The sequence below is a fragment of the Paenibacillus caseinilyticus genome, assembly GCF_027533645.1.
GTDB lineage: Bacteria > Bacillota > Bacilli > Paenibacillales > NBRC-103111 > Paenibacillus_G > Paenibacillus_G caseinilyticus.
In genome coordinates this window covers 38,598-65,594 of record NZ_JAQAGY010000025.1, presented here as the reverse complement: position 1 = coordinate 65,594, position 26,997 = coordinate 38,598, and the positions used below count along the sequence as shown (strand labels likewise).

The window sequence follows — 26,997 nt, the reverse complement described above, 5'->3', positions numbered from 1 at the left end:
AGATTCTTAGTGTGTGTAACCATAGACTCTCCCTTTAAAAACATTAAGATGGTATTTTGCTTTTGATGTATTAAAAGTTATCAGATTTAATATAGATCCACCCATTGGCCGGATCAAGCATTTTAGTACGAACATTAATGGATACGAATGTTTTTTTAACACTTGCCCAAAACCGCATCCATAAGTGTATGCTCTACCATATGTTCTAGCATCATATTCGATAATTGGATTAGGATGGTACACTATTAGCTCCGAGTCATAAAACACTGTAAATTCACTTTTAATTACTCTAATCATAAGATCTGTTTCTTCTCCAGATTTAAAAGGAGTTTTGGCACCGACCCCCAAATTTGTATCAAATCCACCAACTGTATCCAAAACATTTTTCTTAAGAAAAATAGTACAAGACACTGCTTTAGTCCACACGCTATAAAAATCAACATATCCATTCTCGCTGTCAAATTTAGCGATATTTCCACTTCCATCTGGTTCGAAACAGCCTCCAGTTAGACCATCGAAAGAGCTATTATTTTGAAAAGTGTTAACAACCCTTTGCAAAACTTGCTCATTGAACCAACAATCATCATCAGGAAAACAAATAATATCTCCTGAGACATACTTTAATCCATTATTTCTTGACAATGATAGACCTTTCTCACTTTTTACATACTGCCATTTAAATTTATCATTATAAAGTAAGAGTAGATTTCGTAAAGCATCGTCTTCATTCTGATCAACTACAATTAATTCGAAATTCTTATAACTTTGATTATCAAGTGACTCAAGTAGCCGTATAATCTCGTCGTGTCGACTTCCCAACGTAGCCAAAACCAAACTAATTTTCATCTTGTACCTCTCTTATAATCATCTCGAATTGTGGCATTACTTTACTCGGATAAAAATCCTTGACTCTTTCTAGCCCACTAGAAATAAACGCCCCTCTTACCTTATCACTATTTAGCAATGTCTTAATAGCTTGTTTAAGGGCGTTAATGTCATCAATTGGAACTAATTTACCGTGTGTGCCATTCTCCAATATTTCAATAGGACCATCACAATTTGTAGCAACTACCGGAACCCCCGCTGCCATTGCTTCTAGGATAACCATCCCGAAGCCTTCAAACCTTGAGCTTAACACAAATATATCCGCTTCTAATAGATACTCATTAGGATTAGGAACAAACCCTTGGAGGGTAACTGTTTTATCTACCCGTAGCTCCCGAATCAACTCTTCCAGTGATTCTCTTTGCTCTCCCTCACCAAGGATCAACAAAGAATGAGCGGTTTTCTCCGCTATTAACTCCGAATGAGCTTTAATTAAAGTATCAAATCCTTTCTCCTTTACAAGACGTCCCATAGCAATAACAGTTGGAATATCTTTTTGCTCATCTGATGGTTCATTCTCTGGATGATCTATAACTACTGGCTCTAAGATATTATATAAACGTACTACCTTTGTTTCATGTATACTTGGATACTCTTTTATAAAATCCCGAAGAACCCCCTCTGACACACAAATAGTTTTGTCAAGTAATCCATAGAATAGTTTTGTAAAAAACTTGTAGCTCCACTTTGTTGCAGTTGGATAATATTTAAGATTGGTATGCACCCAACCTATCGTAGGCTTCTTGAGTAATTTCCCTGAGATGACGACTAAGTAAGTGGTAATAAGTTCAAGACAACCTATCAATATGTCGCACCTTTTTGATACTGATATCAACTTCTTTAAAACACTAAATCCATTTTTCATGAGGGATTGCCCTGATTCTAAAGCGTAATGAACCTCCACATCCGAAGAAACATCATTCCAATATACCCCCTCATTTTTCAAAAGAAATAGAATAGGCTTATATTTATCTTTATCCAAGTACTTTATGAAAGATAGAGTGACCTTTTCCGCACCTCCACCTTGAAGATTCGGAAGAACAAACAATATGGTTTTCCGCATTTAATTAGCCTCTTTTGCTTTGTCTTGTTTAGCATGATATAAAAACCGTTTAGGCAAAGCCCATCCCAACGTAAGAAGGTAAGATAAAATCAACCCTAACACAATTCCGTATATCCCAAACTGCTTTGACAATAAGAATTGCAACGCACCATTTAATACGATCTGGGCCGGGGTCCATAACCACATCATTTTCAAGTCACTCATACTCTGCAGAACCATCGAGTAGGTATCCGTCCAGATACGAACTATATGATATAAAGCCAAAATAACAAGCAGGGAGACGGGTACCACAATGTCTAACTTAGGTGAGATAATACCAACAATAAAGGGCATTAAAAAAATAAGAACAACACTGCTAATCGCGAAGAAAATTATTCCGAAAGTAATGTATTTTACAACCGAATGTCTCACCTTTATCCATTCATTATTAGATATCATTTTAGTAAATTCGGGCCAAAGGGCTGTTAATACAGAACTATAAACAAATGCAATGATAGAATATATCTTAGTAGTTATATTGTATATGACGATTTGCTCAGACGAAATGTTTTGAGACATGATAATATAATCAATTTGCACAACAGCGGCTGCCATTATTCCGAAAACCCCAAACTGCAAGGCCCTTTTTATTATTAGCTTGAATGCTATTGTTTGAAATGTATGTCCTTTACCCCATGATCTTATGGCGGTCCTTATAAAAAAAATACCTGGCAAAATTGCTGCCGGTGCTACATAAACTATTAGAAAAAGAGTCAATTTGTCATTTAAGGATGAGAAGTTTGATAAAAAATATACACTTCCGAATGAGATCATAGCGGAGATTGCAGGAATAATACTTGATAGGTATCCTTTATCAACGGAGTACCAGATATTATATATTATTCCAGTTATGCCAGCTACAATCCCGAATATTCCCACGATAAAAAAGTTATTTATTTTTAGTTCATTTGTTAGAAAATCGAATTGTTTTAAATATGTAGGTGCGAATTGTGTGCTAGCAGTATAAAGCAAAAAAACCAAAATAATCAACCAGGCAGTAACAATAAGACATGCGGTACTAATATAGGCTCTATAATCCTCACCTTTGGCCCTAAGCTCAGAAATATAGTTCTGAAGACTATACCCAACACCAAAACTGCTTAAATTATACCATCCTGTTAGACTGGTAAGCAGCACAAAATAAGCATACTCACTTGCACTTAGAACATCCGTTAATAAACGTATAATAAGAATTTGTAAAGCGGCCGAAATAATTCGGCTGATCCATGCACTACCAGCTACTACTGCATACGTAGGAATTCTCTTAATCAAGTTCATATCACACCAATTCATGATTTTTCGACGTATTATAAGCAGACTTTTAAAGAGCTTAGCATACTAAAAAAGCAAAGGTCAAACTTACTGAACTTTTAATATTTGTCATTTCGACATTTATTGTTATTGCTCTTTTCTATATAGTATAATACAAAAGTTATTATATTAAGGAGGATCGATATGGCTAATGCAATTTCCATGAAAAGCATAGTAAATACTATACGAAAAAATAAAAAAATAGCCCTTCAAATTATTTTAACCCTTACTATCTTTTCGATTGTTTACAACTATTTTATTGTTAAGCCCACATTCGAATCTACTGCATTGGTAATCATCAACAATCAGTTCGAAGACAACACAGAGAAAGTTATACAAAAAGATTTAACCCCTTACGTAGAACAAGTAACCAGTGACTACACACTTACAAACATGATTCAAAAGTTGAATCTAGAACAGCCATCCTATAATCTCAACACTTTAAAAAATATTGTTGATGTGAAATCAGAGAAAAATTCGAATTTAATTACTATAAACATCCGTTCTTCTAATGCGGAAATTGCTAGAAATATTGCAAACTACTTAGCACTCCAAGTCGGTGTTAATGTTGAAGTTTCCGACTATAATGATAAGATTGTAATCTATAAAAACAACTTGTTAAAATCCGAAGATTTGCTTAAGCAAACACAAAGTCAGTTTGATAATGCCTCTACTCTGCTGAAGCAAACTCCCGAAAAATTAACGACCATTAAAACCTTATCAAGTGACCCGCTGTTTCAGAGCATCATAACAGACATTCAACGCAGCAAAAATAGCCAAGCATTACAATATACAGATGAGGAAATTAATCCAGCGCACACATCTCTAAGCTCAACACTATCTGAAATCTCCATCAACCTATCTAAGTATAAAAGTGAAGTCCAGGCCAATTCCGATAGAATTAAAGAATTCGAAACACATACAAATGATATTCAAAGCAAATTGACTGCAGATATAATTAATAAGAACTCGACCTCTTGGTTTTCGGACGGTTTTAAAGCAGTTATGATCAATCCCGCATTAACGCCTGCCACGCCAGTGGCACCAAAAAAATCGTTGAATATAGCAATTACATTTATAGTATCTCTATTATTAAGTTTGCTCGTCATCTATATTAAAGAGTTCTTCAAACAATCCTAAACCAATTAAACACAAATCTAAGTCATCATTGGTTGTTAAATGGTGACTTTTTTCTTAAACAAGGAGTGTTATCATGTATAAAAGAGAAGCAAGCATCCCGCCCTCAGAAAAAACCTCAATTATTTTTTGGCTAACCATGGCATTTTTGTTCATCTTCTTCTTTATTTCTCCCTTTTATAAAGGTTTGTTTAATGGGCGTTCACCAGATTTTGAAGGCCCCATTTATACTAACTGGTTCTGGGGGGCATCATGTTTATTCTTACTCTCGATACACCTTTTTACAAGTTGGCGTTTAGATAAACGCGGCATATTGAGCCTTCTTGTTCTTTTGCTCCCCATCTCCTATCTCATATCATTCACTAATGCTGCTTCAGTGCATCTTAACAAACATATGCTATTAACTATGTTACTTTATGCCTCCTTCTTCCTCTTAGCACTATATTATGCCAAAAGTCTTTTTGGTGCTTTAACCATATTGAACGGAATACTTGTATCTGGGTATATTGTTGTTTGGTTTGGCATTTCAACAATATTTGGAAATTTATACTATATGCATTCTATCATGATTACGGAATATGGCTTCCGGCTCACTGCCGTTTTTCAATATGCCAACGCATATGCCGCATATCTGATCGCATTATTTTTCAGCACCCTTTTTATCATTTCAAGTTCAAAAAAGAAATATATCCAAATTATTTGCTCATTTATGTTGGTTCCCATAACGCTTTCGATCATGCTAACCTATTCAAGGGGAGGTTTTGTGCTGATCCCCTTCATTGTGCTTGCTATCATTCCATTTCTTGATATACGCAGACAAATAAGATTCTTTGTATATTCCCTTCTAAGTTTGCTTTGTTGTATCGCTGTCCTCCAACCCATTGTGGACATTGGAATTCCAATCTCTAAGATTATTGAAACTCAAATAAATTCCTCTGTCCCAGCACCTACAATTAGTGTATTGGAGCATAAATCTTGGCTTGGTTGGTCCTATGTTTTAGGCACTTCCCTATTATTCACAATATTCGTTTATATAATAGAAGCACTGTTCAAAAAATATGGTGATAAAACTTTCAATAAGCTGGTAGAAAAACGTTTTACAAATCTGATAATTCCGGCCTTTATTATATTAATGTCAGTGTGCACTGTTATATTACTGAATAGTTCAACACTCATTGGTGTTTTACCAACCTCTTTAAAGGAACGATTAGTAAGCATCAACTTTCAAGAGAATAGTGTTCTGGAACGAGTAACCTTTTTTAAGGATGCTTTGAAATTAGTTTCAGACTATCCTTTTCTAGGAGCGGGGGGCGGAGCTTGGGCAACCTTATATGAGCAATATCAAAACAACCCGTATACTAGCAGGGAAGCACACAATTTTTTCCTACAATACTTAACTGAGGCTGGTATCATCGGGTTAACAGTCTTCCTTCTATTCGTCGGCTACATCCTTTATTCTTTTTTAAAAGCTTATAGAAAAGATAAGAACAATGAAATGCTCTTGATATTTTATATTTTTGCAATTTCCATTTTATTCCATAGCATGTTGGACTTTGAGATGAGCTTCCTTTACCTTGCCTGTATCGTTTTTATATGCCTTGGTGGAATGGCCTCTTTCGCTTCGTCAACCGAGGTCCGTTCGGATATTCGGTTAGGTGATCCTCCTAGAAAGGTTCAATATCTTTATCCAATCTTGCTTTGTTTAATATCAATCTACTTTATTTTTACGTCTATTAGTTATATCAAGGCACATTCCTTATTTAGAGTTTCTTCTCAATATATTGCTGAGAAGAAACCTCTGGAGGAAATCTCCAAACCTTTAAACGAAGCAATAAAGTTAACAGCAAACCCTAGCTATACAGCAACAAAACTCTCTATTATGAACCAAGTCTATATCCAAACAAAAGATCCTAAGTATTTGGCTGAAGCTCAAATATTAATCAATATGCTTGAGCAAAATGAACCGTACAATAGACAGTTGTTCAATGAGAAAATTAAGCTTTATCGTAATAATAAGGAATATGATAAAGCCATTGAGACTGCTCTAAAAGGCATAGATAATTATAGATGGGATCTTACTGTATATGAACAGGCTATCTCATTACTTACGGAATATGGAGCACAATCTGCTGAGAAAAAAAATCAAAGCTATTGGATAAAAGCATTTGACATTCTTAAAATAGTGGAACATAAAACGGAAGAATTAAAGAATCTCCCAAAAGGACAACTTCAAGGCCGAGACTTCTTCGTATCTCCTAGTATTGTACTGAATATTGGTCAAATCTATTATATGCAGGGTAAATATCAGGAATCTTCGGAGTTCTTAAAAAGAAGGATTTATAGCGAGTTTTTTGAACCTGCCGATCCAATTATCGCACGCTGGTATCTTGCCTCCCTTCGTAAGCAAGGTAAGGATGACCCAGGATTACTGGAAAGACTTATACAAAAAGATCCTAATGAAAAGCAACAACTCGATATACTTTTAAACAGTAACTTTAATTAATCCCGTAAGAGAATCCCTCGAATGAGCTAACAACTTTCAACTAAATAACAGCTTTACAATTCCACCCATGGTAGTTTATCTCATCCCGAGGTAAACTGCCTTTTTTCTTTGGGGATATGGTACAATAGTCCCTATGCTTCTATGAGATGGACTAGTATAGAATGAATGTTCTAACTCACTCTCCATTTACATAGCTGCTCCAATTTGAAAGGAGATAGATTATGATTGTCCGCAAGATCGCAAGTGCCCTCGTCTCCCTGTTGTTAGTAGCCACATTACTTCCAGCCATGGCTATGGCTGCTGTAACCGCCAATACCTCAAGCACGGTAGAGGGTGTAGCAGGCTCTGTATATTCCGATGTTTATACAGGCGTCTACGCTCCGGCAAGCTTTGAAGACCTTACCTCCCACTGGGCAAAAGCGGATATCGAGCTTCTGGCAAGCCACGGTATTATAAGCGGCGTATCGGCTACGGAGTTCCAACCGGACCGCAGCATTACCCGTGCGGAGTTTGCTGCTCTCGTTGTGCGTGCACTGGATATCCCTTCGGTGACGTCGTCTGCTTATTTCACGGATGTAACTAACTCTGCTTGGTATGCTTCGACAGTCTCTTCTGCTGTCTATACGGGGATCGTCAACGGCTATGAGGATAACACCTTCCGTCCGAGTGCCCAGATGACCCGGGAAGAACTCGCAGCGATCGTCGTTCGCGCTCTGGACTATGTTCAAGTAGCGGCTTCTGTGCCTGCAAGTGCACAAGCTTCATTGCTGTCCCCTTACAGTGATGCGGATCAAATCGTATGGGCCCATCAGGAGATGGCGGCGGCGCTGAATGCGAAGCTGTTGAATGGGATCTCCGCTGACAAGCTGGGGCCTGCCAATCCGGCTACAAGAGCTGAAGCAGCCGTTATTTTGACCCGATTCTTGAAGCTTGCAGACCGTCTGTAACTTGCTGTTAGGTAGAAGGTTCGATTTGTCACAAATCGAGCCTTCTTTTTTTGTGTAAATACTACCATTTACGTAGGATTGATGATAGAATAGACCCTGGTTCTTACAAATATGCGCTGGAATAGGGGGTGTGAATAAAAAGTGCAATCGAATGAACAACAAACAAATCTACTGAGAAACAAAAGGAGTAATATTGGCATGAACTCACGCGTAATGAAAAAGACTTCCCAAGCCTTGGCATTATTTATGCTTGTTTCGATCCTGCTTCCGGTACTTGCTTTGGCGGCAGTTCAATTAGGGAACGTTTCGTACGATATGTACAACAAAACGGTAAGCGGCACAGTATATACCGATGAGGGGTCTGTGGCAAGCAACGTTTACACTACGGTTTATAGCGATGAAGATGCCAAGAGCATTCTCGGGTATGTTTACGGTGCTACATACGTCAATACCGTAAATGACATTACATACTTTAATTTCAACGTAAACCTGACAGCATCCACTGTTCCACAAGCGGTTTATGTAGTTAGCTCGTATGATAATGTGAACAGCAATGTTTACCGTGCAGAGAATTCCGGCACAGCGCCTGTATATGGTGGTGGTGGTTGCTGCGCAGGTGGTGGCTCCTCTAACAATAACGGCAAAATCGATGCTATAACAGGTTCCGTAACCGCTTATGAACTGCAAACCGCTTTCGCAGCGACGAACAAAGTAGAGATCACGATCAAGGGCGAAAAGCTTGACCTGCCTCTGTCCGCTCTGCTGGATGCGCTGAAGAAGTACAACAACGCTCAAATTACAGTGATCTCCGAGAACGGTACGTACACGCTTCCGCTGTCTGTACTGAACGGCGATGCCCTGGCGAAGTCCCTTTCTGCCGAGCAGAAAGACGTTACGGTTACCGTGACGATTGCCAAGCAATCCGGTTCCAAAGCTGACGCTGTAACCAAAGCAGTATACGCTCTAGGCGCTGCTCCGATCGCTAGCGCGGTTGATTTCAACCTAACTGCAAGCGCGAAAGGCAAAACGGTTTCCGTTGACCTGGGCAAAACTTTCGTTTCCCGTTCGCTGAATGTGAACAAGAATGTAGACGCGAAGAAAGCTGCTGGCGTTGTGTACAACGAAACAACACAAGCACTGAGCTTCGTACCGGCTACTTTCGAAACAAAAGACGGCAAGACGGTTGCTACGCTGAAGCGTAACAGCAACAGCATCTACACGGTAATCGAGTCCAACAAGTCTTTCGATGACTTGGCTTCCCACTGGGCACAAGCCGATGTTGAACTTCTCGCGAACAAGCTGGTTGTTGACGGCGTAAGCGCTGATGAGTTCCAACCGGACCGCAGCATCACTCGTGCAGAGTTTGCTGCCCTGGTTGTACGTTCCCTGAGCCTGAACGCTGTAACAACGAACACTTACTTCACGGATATTGAATCCTCCGCTTGGTATGCGAACACTGTAGCGTCTGCTACGTATGCCGGTATCATCAACGGCTACGAAGACAACACGTTCCGTCCGAACGCTGAAATCACTCGTGAAGAACTGGCCGCTATGGTCGTTCGTGCAGCGAACTATGCAGGTATCGAAACTTCCGTTTCCTCTGCGAAGCAAGCTGAAGTCCTCAGCAAGTTCGAAGATGCTGACAGCATCGTATGGGCTAACGCTGAAGTAGCAGCTGCGATCAACGCAGGTCTGGTAAACGGTCTGACTGACAGCGAAATCGCTCCAGTAAGCGAAGCTACTCGTGCTCAAGCAGCTACGATGCTGAAACGCTTCCTGTCGCTCGCTGAGTTCATCGACTAAGATGGGCTGACGCAGCACAGCAAAGGGGCTATCCCCAAGTAGATGTCTACTTGAGGGATAGCCCCTTTTGTGTATGCTTTTGAGCCTGCTGATAGGCGCCCTGCAAGGGCACGTCAGCATCAAGGTCCTATAGACTTGGCCGCTTGTGCCACAGCTGCATACAGCCGCTGCCAAGCCGGTGACATGCCCTGCAAGTGGGGTGTTCCTTCCACATCCAGCCCTTCGAGCGGATCCGGAAGGGAAGGCGTTTTGCTTTTTCTTCCCCGCTTAGGCTTAGCCCCCGCCTCGCGAGTCACGCTATCCCCCTCTGAAGACGGCGCGATAGTTCCGCTGCCGACCGACTCGTGGGCAGATTGTTCCTCTTCCACCATCTCAGCACCCCCTCTTACTTGCCGACCCATTCTCTACGCAACGCGAACAATTCCCTGAGCTCATGAGTCGACATCTCCGTGACCCAGTTCTCGCCCGTCCCTACGATCTGCTGGCTGAGCCCGAGCTTGCGCTCGATCATCTCATCGATCCGCTCCTCCAAGGTCCCCAAGGCGATAAACTTGTGCACCTGCACATTGCGGGTCTGCCCAATGCGGAACGCCCGATCTGTCGCTTGGTTCTCAACCGCCGGATTCCACCACCGATCAAAATGGAACACATGGTTGGCTGCCGTGAGGTTCAAGCCGGTGCCCCCCGCTTTCAAGGAAAGCACGAATACACCGCTGCGTTCTTCCTCGGATGATTCCGGACGCTGGAATAGGTCGATCATCGCATCCCGATGAGCCTTGGGGACCCCGCCATGGAGGAACAGCACCCGTTCCCCAAGTTCGCTCTCCAGTGTGCTTTGAAGTAGATTCCCCATCTCGACAAACTGCGTGAAGATTAGGCAGTTCTCCCCTTCGGCACGCAATTCCTGTACCAGTTCAAGCAGCCGGGACATTTTTGAAGACCTCTGCTCGGACTCCGCATCGGCAGCTGATCCTCCCCCATCCTTAAGGAAGAGGGATGGATGATCGCAGATCTGCTTCAGTTTCGTCAGTGTAGCGAGAATAAGCCCCTTCTTCTCCATACCGCTCAAGGTATCGATCCGGTTCATGAGGTCCTGCACGACATTCTCATAAAGTGTCGCCTGCTCGACCGTCAGCGTGACGTAAGCTTTCGTCTCGTACTTCTCCGGCAGATCCAGCTGGATCGAGGGATCCTTCTTGACACGCCTGAGCAGAAAGGGACGGATCAGCTTCTGTACACGTGCGAGCAGCACTTCATCCCGTGTCTTCTCGATGGGTCCTACGTAGTTGTGATTGAATTCGTTCAGGCTGCCGAGGTAGCCCGGATTGATAAAATCAAAAATGGTCCACAGCTCGGTCAACCGGTTCTCGACCGGCGTCCCCGTAAGGGCAATCTTATGCCCCGCTTCCAGACGCCGAACAGCTGTCGACTGCTTCGTATAAGCATTTTTGATGTTCTGCGCCTCATCTAACCCTATCACGTCCCATTGCACGCCCGAGAGCGTCTCCTCGTCCATCTGAGCGAGGGTGTATGAGGTCAGCACGAGATCGCAACCGCGTACGGCCTCCATAAAGGCCTCTCCCTGAAGGCGCTGAGGGCCGTAATGCAGGTAGATCTGCATCGATGGGGCAAACCGTTCGAGCTCTTTCTGCCAGTTGCCAAGCACGGAGGTAGGGCAGATCAGCACGGCGGGAGTGAGCTCCCGGCCGTCGCGTACCGCCTGCTCGCGGGCCGTGAGCAGATAAGCAATGAACTGCAGCGTCTTCCCAAGCCCCATGTCATCCGCTAGGCAGGAGCCGAGGCCAAACCGGCGCATAAACAAAAGCCAGGACATGCCCTCCTTCTGATAAGGCCGCATCTCGGCGTGCAGGGCAGCGGAAGGTTCGACGATGGGAATCTGCTTCGTATGCTGCAGATGTTGAAGAAGCTGGGCCATATGGGCGTTAAGCTCCACTTCCAAACGCAGCGCTGGGGTATCGCCCTCCCCATCGCTGGGTATGTCGCTATCCGATGCGCTGGCATCCGTCGACTCCCCTGCGAGCAGGTGCATCTCTAGCACCTCGCGCAGTGATAAGCCGCCCCGCCGGTCTGTCCCTCTCATCGCCTCTTGCATCTGCCGCAGCATAGCCGGATCCAGTTGAATCCACCGTCCCCGTACCTTCAGCAGCCGCTTCTTCTCCGCCGCCATACGGGCGAACTCCTCTTCCGAGAAATCCAGGTCTCCGATGGCGACCTTCCAGTCGAACTGAATCAGCTGATCCCGCCCCAGCAGCGAGCCTCCTCCTGCTCCTACGGAGGACTTCAGCTTCGCCTTCAGCCGGGGAGTGAGCCGCTGCAGCTCCTCCCACCAGGCCGGCAAGAATACCGAAACCCCGGCCTGCAGCAGGTGCACACTGCCCTCGTGCAGGAAAGCCCAGGCCTCCGCTTCGCCTAGCCGGGTCACCATTCTGCCACTGCCTGCCGCCTCCTCCAGCTCTGGAGCGGCCCGCAGAACACGCTCCAGATCTTGGGGAACCCGGCGTGCAGCATGTTCAGCCCATGCTTCAGGCAGCCCCTCAGGAGCCAGCAGCATTCCCTCCGCTCCCTGAGCCACCTCGATCACAACCGCTGGATTCACCTTATCCTGCAGCAGCATCCGCAGCGCCCAGTCGTCTTCCTCATCCTCCGGCTCGATCAGCTGGAATCCGGTGCGGAACGGCACCTCATCGGGCTTCCAGCCAGCCGCAGCGAGCCAGGCTTCCTCGTCCATGTGAAGCGATGCCTCGGCCAGCGCTTCGGCCGCGTCCACGTCTACCGCCTGCAGCAGCGGCTGCTCCTGCTGCAGGCCCTCCCAGGCCGCATGCACGGCCGGGTCGCTGCCCAGCAGCTCGCCGAGCGCACGGCTGAACCACACGCGGCCGTCCAGGCCCAGCTCTCCGGCCGCTTCCAGCACAGCAGCAGCCTCGCTATCCTGCGCCTCGGGCAGCTGCAGCAGCCAGTCCAGCCGGCCGGCCTGCCACGCCTCGGCATCCGGCTGGTACCAACCGCTGCGCAGCGCCTCCATGCCCAGCGCAGCCACACGCCGCGCTGCTTCCAGCTGTGGCGACCAGCGCAAGGGCAGATGCAGGGCAGCGCCCGGGGCAGCCAGGTATTCGAGCGCCGCGTAGGGGCCCAGGCGCACCGAATCCGGTCGCTCCGACCGGCTGCCCGCCTCGAGCAGCGCACCGTATAAGCTGCGGCTGTGCCATACAAAGAGGCGCAGCCGCAGCTCGCTTAGCGAGATCGAAACGCCTCGCTCGCTGACGGCCCATAAATTCCAACTGCCGTCCGCTTCCATCTCTCCCTGAACCTCAGCAAGGGTGTTCAGCAGGGTCATGACGCATCTCCTCCCTTTTTCAGCTTCTGCATCTCCTGCTGAAGCGCCCGAAACCGTGAATACCTTGTTGTCAGGTAATCCAAATACCGCTCCCATGTATCAGTCCGCTTCAACTTCTTATAATGACTCTGCAGTTTTTTGAGCAGCCGAACGGCCCGTTTGTAGGCATCCCGGTTCTTCTCCGCGATGTAGAGCTCTACACTGTGATGATACCAAGGCAGCAGAAGCTCCCGATTCTCCGTCTCAATAGGCTTCAGCTCACTGACACGAAAATCCATCGGCGTGTAGCCAAGTACAAGGTGAACATCGACCCATTCCCGGTATCTTCCGGCATGCATGAGCTCTTCCGCATAATAATCGAGACTCCGGGGTAGCAGCGCAAATACGCCATCTTTCCATACTTCTTCCAAATCTAAATGCTCGCGGGCCTCCGCCCATAGACTGAAATAGGTCTCCAGATGTCCTCCCGGTACGCGTGTCATCCAGGGAACAAGCCACTGCAGCCAAGCTGCAGTCCGTTCCCACGCTCCCATACGTGCAAAAGCCTCCAAGTAAGGCAAGACCCGGGATGGGGCTGCATGCCCCATCCGTTCAGCCAGCCTCATGGCCTCCTTGTCCGATCCGCCCCGCATCGCAAAGAGAAGCTGCGCACTCAGCAGCCACTCGGTTCGGGCTGCGGACAGATCCTCCTCCTCCAAAGCATCGCGCAGCCTTCCCTGTTCCCTTGCCGCCCCCTGGCTACTCCACAGAAGTCCCCACCATAACGCCATATAGATCTGCATCCAGGGGATGACTCCGCCAGAAGCCGGCTTAGTATAGTCGTGAAGCACCTCCTCGGTTTCAAGAAGTGGAAGACTGTAGTTCTCTTGGGCCTCCCCCATACGTATTTTCTTCAAAAGGTCGGTTATGTGCTTCCAGCAGCGATCCGCCAGATCCCGGTACACTTCCATCCGCTGATAATAGGAGAAGTCATACTGCAACCGGAGCTGAGCGCCCTGAATTTCTTCCGTCAGTTTCATGACGAACAGAAGGACATGCAGTTCGTACAGCTGGGCGGCTGTCTCAGCCCAGCCCTTGGTCAGGGGAAGCAGCTCTTCCAGCACCTTATCGTACAGGGTAGCGGCAGCATGCAGACTGCTGAATCGGTTCGGATGAATCCGGCTGCGATAATAACGCTGCCACTCCGCGGGCCCGCTGCCCTCTACCGGTATCCCCGCAGATGCAGCTGTAGAGGCAAGCAGGCTGCTTGCCGTCGTTAAGGAATCCAAGATCGAGGCCTTGTCCGTCACGCCAGGACGGGTTGAAGTCAGATTCCCCCGCAGTCGAGATCCCGCCAAGCCCTCTTCCGTAGAAGCTTCCGGCCGGAGCAGCTGGCCCGGATCCACCTCGTTCTGCTCGCACCATTCGAACAGAACGGCTGCCATATGCTCGCAGTATCCATCGGACCGGCACTCGCATGTGCTGCGCCGCAGATCCTTTAGATCAAGCTCTACTTCTGCCGGCTCGAATTCATCAACAGCATCGACCACAAAAGCCAGAATGTCTGTGTCCGTCTCCGTATATTCCAGAATGGCTCCTTCCGAATACAGGTCCCACCCTTGCCTTAGAACATCATATGAAAAATATCGGTATGCGGTAGTGAATAGGCGATTTATTGATAGGTGATTCATTTGAAGCCTCCGTCATCATGATGAACATGATAAAATTCCAGTTCCTTATCCAAGTATACCATAACTCCATTCGGCAGACGGGTACTAGGGGCAAGCTAGAGAATGAATGGTATCTCCCTCGGTTCTCCCTATCCCATGTCTCCGCGCCTTCCACCGACAGCACAAAAAAAGACGGCAGACATCCTAAGGATGCTGCCGTCTTCTATAAGCGGGTCCGGATTAGAATCCGCCCATGCCGCCCATACCGCCCATGCCGCCCATATCAGGCATAGCCGGCTTATCTTTTTCTGGCTTGTCAGCGATAACCGCTTCGGTCGTCAGGAACATAGCCGCTACGGAAGCCGCGTTCTGCAGAGCGGAACGGGTTACTTTCGCAGGGTCTACGATACCGGCTTCGATCATGTTGACCCACTCGCCGGTTGCCGCGTTGTAGCCGATGCCTGTAGCTTCTTTCTTCAGACGCTCGACGATAACGGAACCTTCTTGACCTGCGTTCGCTGCGATCGTGCGAACCGGCTCTTCGAGCGCGCGCAGGATGATGTTCACGCCCGTCTTCTCGTCGCCTTCAGCAACTACGTTAGCAACTGCATTGTACACGCTCACGAGCGCTGTACCGCCGCCTGCTACGATACCTTCTTCCACCGCTGCGCGCGTAGCGTTCAGGGCATCTTCGATGCGGAGCTTGCGCTCTTTGAGCTCGGTTTCGGTCGCTGCGCCGACTTTCACGACAGCTACGCCGCCGGAGAGCTTCGCAAGACGCTCTTGGAGCTTCTCTTTGTCGAAGTCGGAAGTCGTTTCTTCCAGTTGGGCACGGATCTGGGATACGCGCGTACCGATGTCCTTCTTGTCGCCAGCGCCGTCCACGATGATCGTGTTTTCTTTCGTTACACGGACTTGACGAGCGGAACCAAGCTGCTCCGGACGCGTCGATTTCAGCTCAAGGCCGAGTTCTTCCGTGATGACTTGGCCGCCAGTCAGGGCAGCGATGTCGCCGAGCATAGCTTTGCGGCGGTCGCCGAAGCCAGGAGCTTTGACAGCCACACAAGTGAACGTACCACGCAGACGGTTAACTACCAGCGTAGCCAGGGCTTCGCCTTCCACGTCTTCCGCGATGATCAGGAGCTGCTTGCCGGATTGAACCACTTTCTCGAGAACCGGCAGGATCTCTTGAATGTTCGTGATTTTCTTATCGGTGATCAAGATGTACGGGCTGTCCAGAACAGCTTCCATCTTGTCCGTGTCCGTGATCATGTAAGGGGAGATGTAGCCGCGGTCGAACTGCATGCCTTCAACCACTTCCAGCTCCGTTGCAAAACCTTTGGACTCTTCAACTGTGATTACACCGTCTTTGCCCACTTTTTCCATAGCTTCAGCGATCAGCTCGCCTACTTCGTCGTCAGCAGCAGAGATAGCCGCTACTTGTGCGATGGATTGCTTGCCTTCGATGGACTTGGAGATGCTTGCCAGCTCTTCAACCGCTGCACGAACCGCTTTGTCGATCCCTTTGCGGATGACCATAGGGTTAGCGCCAGCCGTTACGTTCTTCAGACCTTCGCGGATCATGGCTTGAGCCAGAACCGTAGCAGTTGTCGTACCGTCACCGGCAATGTCATTCGTCTTCGTAGCTACTTCTTTCACGAGCTGTGCGCCCATGTTCTCGAAAGCATCTTCGAGTTCGATTTCCTTCGCGATCGTTACACCGTCGTTGGTGATGAGCGGGGAACCGAATTTCTTCTCGAGTACCACGTTGCGGCCTTTTGGACCGAGCGTGACTTTAACGGCATTCGCCAGAGCGTCTACCCCGCGGAGCATTGCGCGGCGAGCGTCTTCACTGAACTTGATTTCTTTAGCCATGAGTGAACCCTCCCGAAATTTAAATGAAAAGCGATGTATACTTCCTCCGGACGGACGCCGGATCAATTGTGTAAGTAAGCGAAGCCTCTAACTTAAGTATATAGCGGAAGCGCTACTAGGCCAGAATCGCTAGGATGTCGCTCTCACGCATGATCAACAGCTCGCGGCCATCGAATTTCACTTCCGTACCGGCATATTTGGAGAAAATCACGCGGTCGCCTTCTTTCAGCTCCAGCGGAATACGCTCGCCGTCTTTGAGGGTACCGCTGCCTACAGCGACTACTTTGCCTTCTTGCGGCTTCTCTTTCGCTGTGTCCGGCAGAACGATGCCGCTTGCGGTCGTTTCCTCTTTTGCGATGGCTTCCAGAACTACGCGATCACCCAACGGTTTGATCATTAGAAAATAGCCTCCTTTAAAATTAGGTACAGAGTCGAATCTTGTTATTAGCACTCGAATGTCTTTAGTGCTAACAACAATTCTTATGATACCGACTTCGCCGTGAATTTGCAAGTGCTTTTACAACTTTTTCGCACCTCCCCCATTGTATCCAGGGAAAATGGAATTATACGACTATCCCCTCCTTGCCCCTATCTCCTTGTAGTGCCATCCAGATTCTAGTTTACCGGGGCTTGACGCAAGGCCATGGAACAAAAAAAGCCTGTCAATCGACAGACTTTGACTCGGATGATCCTTGGAGTGTCACCGCTTCCGCTTCCCAGGCCTGATCATCCATAAGCTGCTTGCGGTATATCGCAGCTGACAAAAACACGCTAAATTCATACAACAGAATCATTGGCAGCGCTACGACAATCGCCGACACCGCATCGGGCGGTGTGATCAGCGTCGCAATGACCACAAGCGCCAGATAGGCATACCGTCTCACCTTCTTCAGCAGCAGTGGGTTGAGAATCCGAATCTTGGTGAGGAACATGACGATAATCGGCATCTCGAACACTAGGGCGATCGGAAGCAGAATATTGAACATGAAGGTAAAATACTGTGCCGCTCCATAAGTCTCCGTCAGCTGAAGGCTCGCCGAGATGGAGGAGGTAAACAGGAAGGCCATCTTGAATACGACAAAATAACCGAAGGCCAGTCCGAGCAGGAACATAAAAAAGGCGAAAGGAACATACAACAGGGATGCCTTCTGTTCAATATCGCGCAGGCCGGGCTTCAAGAAAGCCCAGGTTTGGTACAGGGCAAAGGGCAGCGCGATGAGCAGCCCGGTCACCAGAGAGAAATTCATATAGAGCTTGATGGGCTCCCAGGGGGAGAAGGTATGCCAGGTCAAATTCTCGATCGGTGCGATAGACTGAAGGTAAAGAATCAGCGGCTTGGCATAAATCAACCCGATGACCATCCCAACGACAAGAACGAGAAGCACCCAGACAATCCTCTTGCGAAGCTCGGTCAGGTGCTCGACGAGCGTCATTCCTTCTTCTTCGTGATTCATGCGGATTCACCTGCCAAGGAAGTTCGTTGTGATCAAAAACCGCGGATAATCGCTGGCGGGCTGCCGGCGGTTATCCGCGCGTAGCGAAGGATATCTTCAGTCCGGAAGCCGTCGGTTATCCGTACGGCTGTCCGCGGATGACCCAGCTTGCGGTGGCGCCGTCTGAGCGGAGGATGATGCCTCCGGCGAAGCCGACGTTCCGGCCGGCGTCTGCACCGGAGCCTGATTCGGTACAGGGGCCGGCGGTTCCTGCGGCGTCACATCCTTACGCGGCGCGGGTTCCGGGTCGTCGCCGAGCAGCTCGCGCGTCCCCTGCTTGAATTCGCGGATCGTCTTGCCCAGCGCTCTTCCAAGCTCCGGCAGCTTACTCGGTCCGAACAACAGCAAAGCAATCACAGCGATGAGTAGAAATTCACTGATGCCTATATTCCCAAGCATGGGCACGCTCCTTCATGGAATGCTTAGAGGGTACGGTTCAACTGCACCGGCGGCTAACAGCCGAGCAGCCCTCCGTACCCAAGCTCTGTAATATGCGCGCGTTCGATGATTTCCCCGGCAAGAATACGGGGAAGCAGCACATCAAACGAGGTGAACGGATCATGCATGACGCAGCCGGGCAGCCCCATAATGGGAACCCCTTGGATATATCCCATGAGCAGCATCGATCCGGGGAGCATTGGAGTACCGTAGGACACGATGTCCGCTCCAGCTCCCTTAATCGCCCCGGGTGTCCGGTCATCGGGATCGACGGACATGCCTCCCGTCAGCAGGATAATCTCTGCCTTGTCCTCGTGCAGGAATCGGTGAATCTCACGAATAATCACCGCGCTGTCGTCGGGAGCGAACCGCTGCTCGATGACCTCGGATCCGAACGCGGCGAGCTTCTCCCGCACGACCGGACCGAACTTGTCCTCGATCCGTCCCTTGAACACCTCACTGCCTGTGGTGATGAGGCCCGCCCGGAGAGGACGAAACGGCCTCACCTGAAGAATGGGCTCCTCCGAAGAAGCGGCGATCCGCTCTACGGCCGCCACCCGTTCCTCTTCAATCACCAGAGGGACCACCCGGGTGCCGATAAGCGGCTGGCCCGGCTTCACGGGAGTATGCGAACGGATCGTCGACATGACGATGCCGTCGAGCGCATTCATCGCATCGATCCTCGCTTTATCGATGACCGCAAGCCCATGGATCGCGGACTTCAGCGTGATCTTGCCCTCATGCGGATCCGTTAGCGTAACCTCCGGGCTGCGGACCGCCTCCGCCATCCGGCGGGCGGCCTCATCCTCGTGCAGGATACCATCTTTCAGCCGCATCGTATAAATATGTTCCTTGCCGATCGAGAGCAGGGCTGGGATATCGTCTTCGCGGATCACATGTCCCTTGCGGAACAGACGCCCCTTGAACTCCCCGGGAATGATCTGCGTCAGGTCGTGTGCCAGCATCAAGCCCACCGCTTGCTCTACAGCCACTTCCTGAAGAAGGTCGTCACGCTTCATCACCGTGGTCCCCTTCCTTGCCGGTCAGGATGCCAAGCGCATGAGGAAGCTGGTCCATCACCGCGGACAAGTTCTCCATCACACCCTTCGGCGCGCCTGGCAGATTCAGAATCAGCGTCCGGCCCCGGATGCCCGATACGGCCCGGGAGAGCATAGCGCGCGGCGTCTTCTGCATCGAAGACATGCGCATGGCTTCGGCGAACCCCGGCGCCAGGCGGTCGATGACCCCGAGCGTCGCCTCGGGCGTCACATCGCGGGCAGCCAGCCCCGTCCCGCCAGTGGTGAGTATAAGATCGGCTTTGAAGTAATCGGTCATTTCGATCAGTGCGGCCATAATTTCATCTTTCTCATCCGGTACGACACGGTATTCGATAATCTGGCCGCCGATCTCTTCTTCGATCAGCTCCCGGATCACCTGGGCGCTCGTGTCTTCCCGTTCCCCGCGGAATCCGCGGTCGCTTGCGGTCAAGATAGCCACCTTCCAGCGCATAAGCCTGCTCCTTCCCCGGTTATGAATTTCATATATACATACGGGAGGAGCCGCACAGGCCGCCATCAACAATCACGGCTTGCCGGACTCCCGCCCTAGAACACCGCTTGATAGTCGCCGCTCTTGCCGCCCGTCTTGCTCAGCAGCAGCGTAGGTCCGATGCGCATCGCTTTATCCGCCGCTTTGCACATGTCATAGACGGTCAGCGCCGCCGCCGAAACCGCCGTCAGCGCCTCCATCTCGACGCCCGTCTGCCCCTTGGTGCGGACGGTCGCTTCAATATAGAGTTCGCTCTCCCCGTTGTCGGTATAACGCACCTCGACACCGGTGAGCGGCAGGGGATGGCACATCGGAATCCAGTCGGACGTCTTCTTAGCGGCCATAATCGCCGCAACTTGGGAGACGCCGAGCACGTCGCCTTTGCCGATCTGGCCTTCCCGGATCAGCCGGAGCGTCCCCGGCTGCATAGCGACAGTCGTCCTCGCCGTAGCGGTACGCACCGTCTCCTCCTTCGCCGAAATGTCCACCATCCTGGCACGGCCATCGCCGTCAAAGTGGGTCAGCGCTCCCGCGCGGCCCGTCTCCTTGTCCTGTTCAGCCATTCGTGTCCCCGCTCCCCTCGGCAACCGTTCTCGTCTCGGTAATGAGCTCGTTGATCCGGAAATCGAAGAGACCCATCGGGACCTCGGGAATCAGCTGCTCATCGAACGATGCGGCAATAATATAAGGCTTCGGCAATCCCGTACGCACATACTGCTGCATGAAGCGGTCATAGAACCCGCCTCCGTAGCCTAGACGGCCCATGCTTAAATCAAAGGCAAGTCCAGGCACGAGCGCAACATCAATCTGCCGGATATCCATCAGCTGCTGGGCTTTGGCCACCGGCTCGCGGATCCCCCAGGTTCCCCGTTCGAGGTCCGCATAAGATCGTACCTCGTACAGCTTGAGCTGCTTGTGGGCAGCGAACACCTTGGGGACGACCACGCGCCAATGACGCTTCCAACAGGCTTCAAGTACCGGAGTCACATCGACTTCCGTCTTCACGGGCATATAAGTGAAAAGCGTAGGACGCCGGCGCACGGACGGATCCGGGAGCAGCAGCTCCTCCAGGCGTGAGATCACCTTGGCGCTGATCACAGCGGATTTTCCCTTGCGCTCGTCCTCTGTCAGGGCAGACCGAACGGCTTCCGCTTGGCGGCGAAGCTCGATTTTTCTCTCTTTTATATTCATGAGGGCGGCCTCTCTTTAGCGGTTCAATTCTGGAATACCAACATTCTAACACAACATGAAAATAAAAACAGCCTTTCCCCTATCTCCCGGCTGATGGCAGTCCGCAAAGGCGCTTTCCGGAAAGGGACCGTCTTCCCCAGGTTAACGGAAGGCATGCACAGCGGGGCGTGAATATGCTACACTACTTTAAGGTCAACGGCACCATTTCAATATCATTTCAATTAGGGAACAGAAGGTCATCCGGAAGGGCCGCAAGGCTTCTTCATCTAATATCACAGATTATTTCGGGGTTCGGGAGGCTTGTCCATCATGCTGCTTCAAGTATCGGGTATCACCAAAAGCTACGGGGTCAATACCGTGCTTTCCAATATAACGCTGCAAATCGAGGCTAGGGAGAGAATCGGGCTCGTGGGCGTCAACGGGGCGGGCAAGTCGACGCTGCTGCAGATTATTGCGGGCGAGCTCTCTTTTGACGAGGGCCAGATCTATAAAAGCAAAGAGACCAAGATCGGCTATCTCAAACAGAACAGCGGGCTGCATTCCGATCGCTCGATGTGGAATGAGCTCCTCGGCGTCTTCTCGGACCTCCTGGAGACCGAAGGCGAGCTGCGCCGGCTCGAGACGCTCATGTCCGATGCCTCGGTGCTCGCCGACGAGAAGAAGACCGAGGAGACGATGAAGCGCTATGCCGAGCTGTCGGACCTGTTCCGCGAACGCGGAGGCTACGAGATCGAAGCGAAGATCCGCGGGATCCTGAACGGCATGGGTTTCGGAAGCATGGATCCGTCCACCCCGGTACAGGCGCTGAGCGGCGGCCAGAAGACGCGCCTCGCCCTCGCCAAGATGCTCCTCGAAGCGCCCGACCTGCTCCTGCTCGACGAGCCGACGAACCATCTCGACATTGCCACGCTGACTTGGCTGGAGCAGTATCTCCGCTCTTACTCCGGCGCCATCCTCGTCGTGTCCCATGACCGGTACTTCCTCGATGCGCTGGTCGATGCGATCTACGAGATCGAACGGACCGCCTCACGGCGCTATACCGGCAACTACACCCGCTACGTCGAACTCAAGGAAGCCGATTACGAGATCCAGCTGAAGCAGTACGAGAAGCAGCAGGATGAGATTGCGAAGATGGAAGAATTCGTCCAGCGCAACATCGTCCGGGCCTCCACGACCAAACGGGCGCAAAGTCGGCGCAAGGCGCTTGAGAAGATCGAGCGGATCGACAAGCCTCTCGGGGACCTCAAGCGGGCCAGCTTCTCGTTCGAAGTCGACTCGACGTCCGGGCGTGAAGTGCTTGATGTGCGCGGCGTAGCCGTGTCGTACGACGGCACCCATCCGCTCATCCGGAACGTAACGTTCCAGCTGCGCCGCGGCGATACGGCCGCCCTCATCGGCCCGAACGGCGTCGGCAAGTCGACGCTGCTCAAGACGCTGATCGGCCAGCACGCGCCGGATCGCGGCTCGTTCACTTGGGGGGCCAATGTGAAGATCGGCTATTACGATCAGGAACAGACCGGCCTCAATCCCCACAACAGCGTCCTGGAAGAGCTGTGGAACGAATATCCCCACCTGGAGGAAGCCCGAGTACGGACGGTGCTGGGATCGTTCCTGTTCAGCGGCGAAGATGTATTCAAGAAGGTCGGATCGCTCAGTGGCGGGGAGAAAGCACGGGTAGCCCTGGCCAAACTGATGCTGCTCCGGGCCAACGTCCTCATCCTCGACGAGCCGACGAACCATCTCGACTTGTACAGCAAGGAAGTGCTGGAGTCCGCCCTGATCGACTACGAAGGCACCCTGCTGTTCATCTCCCATGACCGGTACTTCCTGAACAAGATGGCCGAGAGCATGCTCGAGCTGGCACCGGACGGGGTGACCGGGTTTCTGGGGAACTACGACGATTATACCGAGAAGAAGCAGGAACTCGCGGAGATGGAGCAGGAGCGTCTGGCGAAGGAAGCGGCGGCCCGCGCCAAAACCGGTCAGGCGGCCGAAGCGGAAGACACCGCGAAGAGCGGCGGATACGAAGCCGGCAAGGCGGCGAAGCGCGAAGAGCGCTCCCGGCTGCGCCGTCTCGAGCAGCTCGAAGGGCAGATCGCGCAGCTCGAGGGGGAGATCGGCGAGGTCGAAGCGGAGCTGACGCTGCCTGAGATCTACAACGATTACGTGCTGGTGCAGCAAAAAAACGCGCTTCTCGAAGAAAAGCGCGCGCAGCTGACCGCCTGCTATGAAGAGTGGGAGGGATTGGCGGAATAACTCTGCCGCATCCCCCCCTACGTTATGCCTCCGGCCGGCGGTCGTTTCGGTCGTCGAACAATCCGGCGAGGTCGATCTCCGGGGTCGGATATGCCAAGGGCAGCTTCTCCAGCTCCTCCACCACTATGCGCAGCACCAGGTAGTCGCGAAACCAACGCTTGTTGGCGGGAACGACGTACCAGGGACTGCGCTTTTTTGCGGTGCGGGCCAGCGCCACCTCATACGCTTGGCGGTACTCTTCCCAGTATCTGCGTTCCTGTAGATCGCTCATATCGAATTTCCAGAGCTTCTCCGGATTCTCCAGCCGCTCCCGGATTTTACCGAGCTGGAACTCGGGCGAGATATGTAAAAAGATTTTGATAATCAATACATTATTGTCCAGCAGCAGCGCCTCGAAATGGCGGATATGATCGAGCCGCCGGTCCGCTTCTTCATCCGGAATCAGTCCGTGAACCCGAGTAATCAGGACATCTTCATAGTAGGAGCGGTTGAACGCGGCCATGTAGCCTTTGGCCGGCATGACCTTGTGGGTACGCCACAGAAAGTCGTGAGCCGCTTCGTCGGCGGTCGGTTTCTTGAAGCTCTCCGCCCGGAATCCCTGCGGATTGAGATTCGACAGCACCTTCTTGATGACGCCGTCCTTGCCGCTGCAGTCCATCCCTTGGAAGATGATCAGCACTGCATGCGTTTTTCCCGCATATAGCTTGTCCTGCGAATCCTTGAGTCGTTGCTGAAGTTCTTCATATTCTTGGCGAATCTGCTCTTTGCTCTCGATGCCTCCAGTCTCCTCGGGGTCAAAGGAAGAAAGCCGGACCTCGTCGCTTGGATTCAACCGAAATCGATTCAGCACAGGGTTCACCCTCCTTTTTCAACGGTATGACGCCTTGTATTTATATCACCCCTGTGGATAGACTCGAATCACTTCGTTTTTTTCGGCTGCTTGTCCACAATCCAAGAAATCAGCGGGAGAATTATCCACCGATTAATGTATTCGCTTACAATTTCACAAGGAGTTCCAGAAAAAGAAACTGCCTATCCACACCCTTATCCACAGAGAAAATTGTCGTTTTAATTGATGTTATCGGGCATTCTCCTCTGCATCCACAGGGTTATCCACATTATGCACAGATTAACCATGAAAACTTATCCACGCGTGCCGCAAAAAAGTCAGCTTGCAAAAACCGCACGATAGCAGCGTTTTTTAAACTTACCCACACTATACACAGGGGCTGTGGATAACTGGTATCCACAGCCCCTTTTTCCAGTGGTTTAGTACGTTAAGGATCGGTTTCGGACGCTTAGCCGGCCAGCCGGTTAGGAGATCTTCTCCTCTTCCCTGACCACAGCCCCCTCCGCTCCTTCGCCCGCCGCTTGATTGCATGCGGCCATGAAGGCGTGGGCTGCGGCCATCAGAATATCCCGGTGGGAGGCAATGCCCCGGTAAGAGGCTCCATCCCTGCGAACGGTGACGATGGCTTCCCCGCTCGCTTCTTCGCCGGAGGATAAGGAGTACAGCTCGAGATCGGCGAATTCGACGGCGAACGGCAGCGCCTGCTTGATGCCTGCTACGACCGCTTCGACAGGCCCTTCCCCCGTGCCCGTATAGGTCTTCTCTTCCCCGGTAGCTTCGCTGCGGATCGTGCAGGAGGCCACACGGTGACCCGCCGTGCCGGTGACGAGCTGGGTGGATACCAGGGTGTAAGGTTCCATTACCCGGTTCACTGTGTCCCCAATCAGCTGCAGGAGCTGGTGGTCATGCACGACTTTCTGGGCATCGGCGAGCGCTTTGAAGGAAGCATAGAAGCCCTCCATCTGTTCGTCGGTCAACTCCACTCCCAGCTCGCTCACCCGGTGCCGGATCGCGTGGCGGCCGGAATGCTTGCCGAGAATGATCATGCTGCGTGGTACACCCAGACGCTCAGGATCCATAATTTCATACGTATTCCGGTTCTTGAGCAGACCGTCCTGATGGATTCCCGCCTCATGCTGGAAGGCGTTGCGCCCGACGACCGGTTTGTTGAAGGCGATCGGGAAGCTCATCGCTCGGGAGACCATTTGGGAGGTGGTGAAGATTTCTTCCGTGCGGATGCCTGTCGTGGCACCCATTGCCTGGCCTCTGGTTTCCAGTGCCATCACGAGCTCCTCCATCGAGCAGTTGCCCGCACGTTCCCCGACGCCGTTCACCGTCACTTCCACCTGGCTTACACCCGCTTTAATCGCAGCCAGCGAGTTCGCTACAGCCAGCCCCAGATCGTTGTGGCAGTGGGCACTGAACTCCACCCGGTCGCTGCCGCGCACGTTCTTCATTACACGGGTGAACATCGCCCCGTATTCATCCGGCAGCGCATAGCCCACTGTATCCGGGATGTTAATGATCGTCGCTCCCTCGGCAATCACTGCCTCGATCATTTCGAACAGGAATTCGTCTCCAGTCCTTGTCGCATCCATCGGGGAGAATTCGAAGCGGTCCACGAACTGCCTGCCGTAAGCTACCATCTCCCGGGCCATCGCGATGACCTGTTCGCGGGACTTGCGCAGCTGGAAGTCCAGATGGATGTTGGAGGAGGAGAGGAACATGTGCAGGCGGCGGCGTTCCGCATCCCGGGTCGCTTGGACAGCCGCGTCGATATCCTCTTTCACCGCCCGGGCGAAGCCGCAGATCTCCACACCGGTCACTTCCCTCGAGATCTGCTCCACGGCGGCAAAGTCCCCTGGGCTCGAAATCGGAAAGCCCGGTTCGATGACATCTACCCCTTGGCTCGCCAGCTGTCTGGCAATGACGATCTTCTGCTGCGGCGTGAGTGTCGCTCCCGGCGCCTGCTCCCCGTCTCTCAAAGTCGTGTCGAAAATCGTGATTTTTCTCATGTTTATTTGCCTCCCAAAATATAGTGTATGGGCTCTTCCCTTGTCCTGATGCCAGCCGAGAGCCCGGCGAGAATGCACATGATGATATATCAAAAAGCCCGTCGCCTCTTAAACCTAAGAGACGACGGGCTCGATGCCCTGCCGCGGTACCACTCTTTTTGAGTTCTTGCGCCGGAGCCATACTGGCTTGCCGGGCATCATCGAACTCCACCTCGAGGCCCCGTTAACGGTGGGCATCCGTCGGAATCTACCTTGGCAGCAGCGGGCATCCCCCCCTGTCTAACCCTTCTCGATTCCGCCGCTTCCGGGCGAGTGTTCAAACGGCCGCTGACTGCGTCGCACCACCCCGCAGCTCTCTGTACACCGGTTCGCCCTACTGCTCCCGTTCATCGCGTTCATGCTATTCGTACTGCTGACTCATCTTTCAGAAGAAAACCAAAAAGCCCGCCGTCTCTTGGAATAAGAGACGACAGGCTGACCTATCGCGGTACCACTCTTGTTGACAGATGCCCTACTCACGTAAAGGAATCTGCCCGCTTGAAGCCCGTTCACGGAGGCATCCGTCAAAACCTACTGTCCTTGGGTGCACTTATGCACCGCCGGCTCGGCTCTGCCGCTCCCGGGTGAGGTTCGCTTGGT

General features: G+C 51.0%; 21 protein-coding genes and 1 other annotated feature (1 of these 22 cut by a window edge). Of the genes, 5 read left to right on the top strand and 16 right to left on the bottom strand.

Annotated features, from left to right (window positions below; genetic code table 11):
• Nucleotides 1-6 precede the first annotated feature (6 nt).
• Genes O9H32_RS27055 through O9H32_RS27045 form a run of 3 tightly spaced genes read right to left on the bottom strand, consistent with a single transcriptional unit; the run spans nucleotide 7 to nucleotide 3,265 of the window.
• Nucleotides 7-846, bottom strand: a complete 840-nt coding sequence (locus tag O9H32_RS27055; RefSeq protein ID WP_269869233.1) for a glycosyltransferase family 2 protein — start codon at nucleotides 844-846, stop codon at nucleotides 7-9.
• Nucleotides 836-1,948, bottom strand: coding sequence for a glycosyltransferase (locus O9H32_RS27050; RefSeq protein WP_269869232.1), 1,113 nt, complete (start codon nucleotides 1,946-1,948; stop codon nucleotides 836-838). The genes O9H32_RS27055 and O9H32_RS27050 overlap by 11 nt, the downstream gene beginning before the upstream one ends.
• A complete protein-coding gene (locus O9H32_RS27045; protein ID WP_269869231.1) occupies nucleotides 1,949-3,265 on the bottom strand; it encodes an MATE family efflux transporter in 1,317 nt (438 codons plus the stop codon).
• 177 nt (nucleotides 3,266-3,442) lie between these two features.
• Between O9H32_RS27045 and O9H32_RS27040 the strand changes: the two genes are divergently transcribed.
• From O9H32_RS27040 to O9H32_RS27025, 4 genes are all read left to right on the top strand, one after another.
• A complete protein-coding gene (locus tag O9H32_RS27040) occupies nucleotides 3,443-4,438 on the top strand; it encodes a Wzz/FepE/Etk N-terminal domain-containing protein (RefSeq protein WP_269869230.1) in 996 nt (331 codons plus the stop codon).
• A gap of 73 nt (nucleotides 4,439-4,511) precedes the next feature.
• Nucleotides 4,512-6,938 carry an O-antigen ligase family protein gene (locus O9H32_RS27035; protein WP_269869229.1) on the top strand — a complete coding sequence of 809 codons (2,427 nt, stop codon included), beginning with the start codon at nucleotides 4,512-4,514 and terminating at the stop codon, nucleotides 6,936-6,938.
• 221 nt (nucleotides 6,939-7,159) lie between these two features.
• Entirely contained in the window at nucleotides 7,160-7,885 is a 726-nt protein-coding gene (locus tag O9H32_RS27030; RefSeq protein WP_269869228.1) for an S-layer homology domain-containing protein, read from the top strand.
• A 198-nt stretch (nucleotides 7,886-8,083) separates the two neighbouring features.
• The gene (locus O9H32_RS27025; RefSeq protein ID WP_269869227.1) at nucleotides 8,084-9,688 is read left to right on the top strand and encodes an S-layer homology domain-containing protein; all 1,605 of its coding nucleotides are present in this window, start codon (nucleotides 8,084-8,086) and stop codon (nucleotides 9,686-9,688) included.
• Nucleotides 9,689-9,807: 119 nt separating this feature from the next.
• Here the strand turns inward: O9H32_RS27025 and O9H32_RS27020 are convergent, their stop codons facing one another.
• The 11 genes from O9H32_RS27020 to O9H32_RS26970 form a co-directional block, all read right to left on the bottom strand.
• The gene (locus O9H32_RS27020) at nucleotides 9,808-10,059 is read right to left on the bottom strand and encodes a hypothetical protein (RefSeq protein ID WP_269869226.1); all 252 of its coding nucleotides are present in this window, start codon (nucleotides 10,057-10,059) and stop codon (nucleotides 9,808-9,810) included.
• A 14-nt stretch (nucleotides 10,060-10,073) separates the two neighbouring features.
• On the bottom strand, nucleotides 10,074-13,043 hold the full coding sequence (locus tag O9H32_RS27015) for a DEAD/DEAH box helicase (protein WP_269869225.1): 2,970 nt from the start codon (nucleotides 13,041-13,043) through the stop codon (nucleotides 10,074-10,076).
• Nucleotides 13,040-14,572 (bottom strand): SWIM zinc finger family protein, encoded by a 1,533-nt coding sequence (locus O9H32_RS27010; RefSeq protein ID WP_269869224.1) that lies wholly within the window; start codon nucleotides 14,570-14,572, stop codon nucleotides 13,040-13,042. Before O9H32_RS27010 ends, O9H32_RS27015 begins: the two co-directional genes overlap by 4 nt.
• A 360-nt stretch (nucleotides 14,573-14,932) precedes the next feature.
• Nucleotides 14,933-16,567, bottom strand: a complete 1,635-nt coding sequence (gene groL / locus O9H32_RS27005) for a chaperonin GroEL (RefSeq protein WP_269869223.1) — start codon at nucleotides 16,565-16,567, stop codon at nucleotides 14,933-14,935.
• A 115-nt stretch (nucleotides 16,568-16,682) separates the two neighbouring features.
• A complete protein-coding gene (gene groES / locus O9H32_RS27000; protein WP_269869222.1) occupies nucleotides 16,683-16,964 on the bottom strand; it encodes a co-chaperone GroES in 282 nt (93 codons plus the stop codon).
• A 265-nt stretch (nucleotides 16,965-17,229) separates the two neighbouring features.
• Nucleotides 17,230-18,021, bottom strand: coding sequence for a twin-arginine translocase subunit TatC (gene tatC / locus O9H32_RS26995; RefSeq protein WP_269869221.1), 792 nt, complete (start codon nucleotides 18,019-18,021; stop codon nucleotides 17,230-17,232).
• A gap of 96 nt (nucleotides 18,022-18,117) precedes the next feature.
• Nucleotides 18,118-18,459: a twin-arginine translocase TatA/TatE family subunit gene (locus tag O9H32_RS32805; RefSeq protein WP_319946957.1), complete on the bottom strand. Its 342-nt coding sequence runs from the start codon at nucleotides 18,457-18,459 to the stop codon at nucleotides 18,118-18,120.
• 53 nt (nucleotides 18,460-18,512) lie between these two features.
• Nucleotides 18,513-19,517 carry a molybdopterin-binding protein gene (locus O9H32_RS26985; protein WP_269869220.1) on the bottom strand — a complete coding sequence of 335 codons (1,005 nt, stop codon included), beginning with the start codon at nucleotides 19,515-19,517 and terminating at the stop codon, nucleotides 18,513-18,515.
• Entirely contained in the window at nucleotides 19,507-20,007 is a 501-nt protein-coding gene (locus O9H32_RS26980; RefSeq protein ID WP_269869219.1) for a MogA/MoaB family molybdenum cofactor biosynthesis protein, read from the bottom strand. The genes O9H32_RS26985 and O9H32_RS26980 overlap by 11 nt, the downstream gene beginning before the upstream one ends.
• 95 nt (nucleotides 20,008-20,102) lie before the next feature.
• Nucleotides 20,103-20,609 carry a cyclic pyranopterin monophosphate synthase MoaC gene (moaC, locus tag O9H32_RS26975; protein ID WP_269869218.1) on the bottom strand — a complete coding sequence of 169 codons (507 nt, stop codon included), beginning with the start codon at nucleotides 20,607-20,609 and terminating at the stop codon, nucleotides 20,103-20,105.
• Nucleotides 20,602-21,237, bottom strand: coding sequence for a 5-formyltetrahydrofolate cyclo-ligase (locus O9H32_RS26970; RefSeq protein WP_269869217.1), 636 nt, complete (start codon nucleotides 21,235-21,237; stop codon nucleotides 20,602-20,604). Before O9H32_RS26970 ends, moaC begins: the two co-directional genes overlap by 8 nt.
• A 309-nt stretch (nucleotides 21,238-21,546) precedes the next feature.
• Between O9H32_RS26970 and O9H32_RS26965 the strand changes: the two genes are divergently transcribed.
• On the top strand, nucleotides 21,547-23,493 hold the full coding sequence (locus O9H32_RS26965) for an ABC-F family ATP-binding cassette domain-containing protein (RefSeq protein WP_269869216.1): 1,947 nt from the start codon (nucleotides 21,547-21,549) through the stop codon (nucleotides 23,491-23,493).
• Nucleotides 23,494-23,515: 22 nt separating this feature from the next.
• On the opposite strand, the gene O9H32_RS26960 is transcribed toward O9H32_RS26965, so the two are convergent.
• On the bottom strand, nucleotides 23,516-24,343 hold the full coding sequence (locus O9H32_RS26960) for a PPK2 family polyphosphate kinase (RefSeq protein WP_269869215.1): 828 nt from the start codon (nucleotides 24,341-24,343) through the stop codon (nucleotides 23,516-23,518).
• Nucleotides 24,344-24,807: 464 nt separating this feature from the next.
• The gene (locus O9H32_RS26955; protein WP_269869214.1) at nucleotides 24,808-26,358 is read right to left on the bottom strand and encodes a 2-isopropylmalate synthase; all 1,551 of its coding nucleotides are present in this window, start codon (nucleotides 26,356-26,358) and stop codon (nucleotides 24,808-24,810) included.
• Nucleotides 26,359-26,817: 459 nt separating this feature from the next.
• Nucleotides 26,818-26,997 (bottom strand) — a binding site (T-box leader); it runs 77 nt beyond the window's last position.

Bases quoted from the DNA above. Each gene is read 5' to 3' on its own strand.
- O9H32_RS27055 (WP_269869233.1), bottom strand. From the start codon at position 846: ATGAAAATTAGTTTGGTTTTGGCTACGTTGGGAAGTCGACACGACGAG.
- O9H32_RS27050 (WP_269869232.1), bottom strand. From the start codon at position 1,948: ATGCGGAAAACCATATTGTTTGTTCTTCCGAATCTTCAAGGTGGAGGT.
- O9H32_RS27045 (WP_269869231.1), bottom strand. From the start codon at position 3,265: ATGAACTTGATTAAGAGAATTCCTACGTATGCAGTAGTAGCTGGTAGT.
- O9H32_RS27040 (WP_269869230.1), top strand. From the start codon at position 3,443: ATGGCTAATGCAATTTCCATGAAAAGCATAGTAAATACTATACGAAAA.
- O9H32_RS27035 (WP_269869229.1), top strand. From the start codon at position 4,512: ATGTATAAAAGAGAAGCAAGCATCCCGCCCTCAGAAAAAACCTCAATT.
- O9H32_RS27030 (WP_269869228.1), top strand. From the start codon at position 7,160: ATGATTGTCCGCAAGATCGCAAGTGCCCTCGTCTCCCTGTTGTTAGTA.
- O9H32_RS27025 (WP_269869227.1), top strand. From the start codon at position 8,084: ATGAACTCACGCGTAATGAAAAAGACTTCCCAAGCCTTGGCATTATTT.
- O9H32_RS27020 (WP_269869226.1), bottom strand. From the start codon at position 10,059: ATGGTGGAAGAGGAACAATCTGCCCACGAGTCGGTCGGCAGCGGAACT.
- O9H32_RS27015 (WP_269869225.1), bottom strand. From the start codon at position 13,043: ATGACCCTGCTGAACACCCTTGCTGAGGTTCAGGGAGAGATGGAAGCG.
- groL (WP_269869223.1), bottom strand. From the start codon at position 16,567: ATGGCTAAAGAAATCAAGTTCAGTGAAGACGCTCGCCGCGCAATGCTC.
- groES (WP_269869222.1), bottom strand. From the start codon at position 16,964: ATGATCAAACCGTTGGGTGATCGCGTAGTTCTGGAAGCCATCGCAAAA.
- tatC (WP_269869221.1), bottom strand. From the start codon at position 18,021: ATGAATCACGAAGAAGAAGGAATGACGCTCGTCGAGCACCTGACCGAG.
- O9H32_RS32805 (WP_319946957.1), bottom strand. From the start codon at position 18,459: ATGCTTGGGAATATAGGCATCAGTGAATTTCTACTCATCGCTGTGATT.
- O9H32_RS26985 (WP_269869220.1), bottom strand. From the start codon at position 19,517: ATGAAGCGTGACGACCTTCTTCAGGAAGTGGCTGTAGAGCAAGCGGTG.
- O9H32_RS26980 (WP_269869219.1), bottom strand. From the start codon at position 20,007: ATGCGCTGGAAGGTGGCTATCTTGACCGCAAGCGACCGCGGATTCCGC.
- moaC (WP_269869218.1), bottom strand. From the start codon at position 20,609: ATGGCTGAACAGGACAAGGAGACGGGCCGCGCGGGAGCGCTGACCCAC.
- O9H32_RS26970 (WP_269869217.1), bottom strand. From the start codon at position 21,237: ATGAATATAAAAGAGAGAAAAATCGAGCTTCGCCGCCAAGCGGAAGCC.
- O9H32_RS26965 (WP_269869216.1), top strand. From the start codon at position 21,547: ATGCTGCTTCAAGTATCGGGTATCACCAAAAGCTACGGGGTCAATACC.
- O9H32_RS26955 (WP_269869214.1), bottom strand. From the start codon at position 26,358: ATGAGAAAAATCACGATTTTCGACACGACTTTGAGAGACGGGGAGCAG.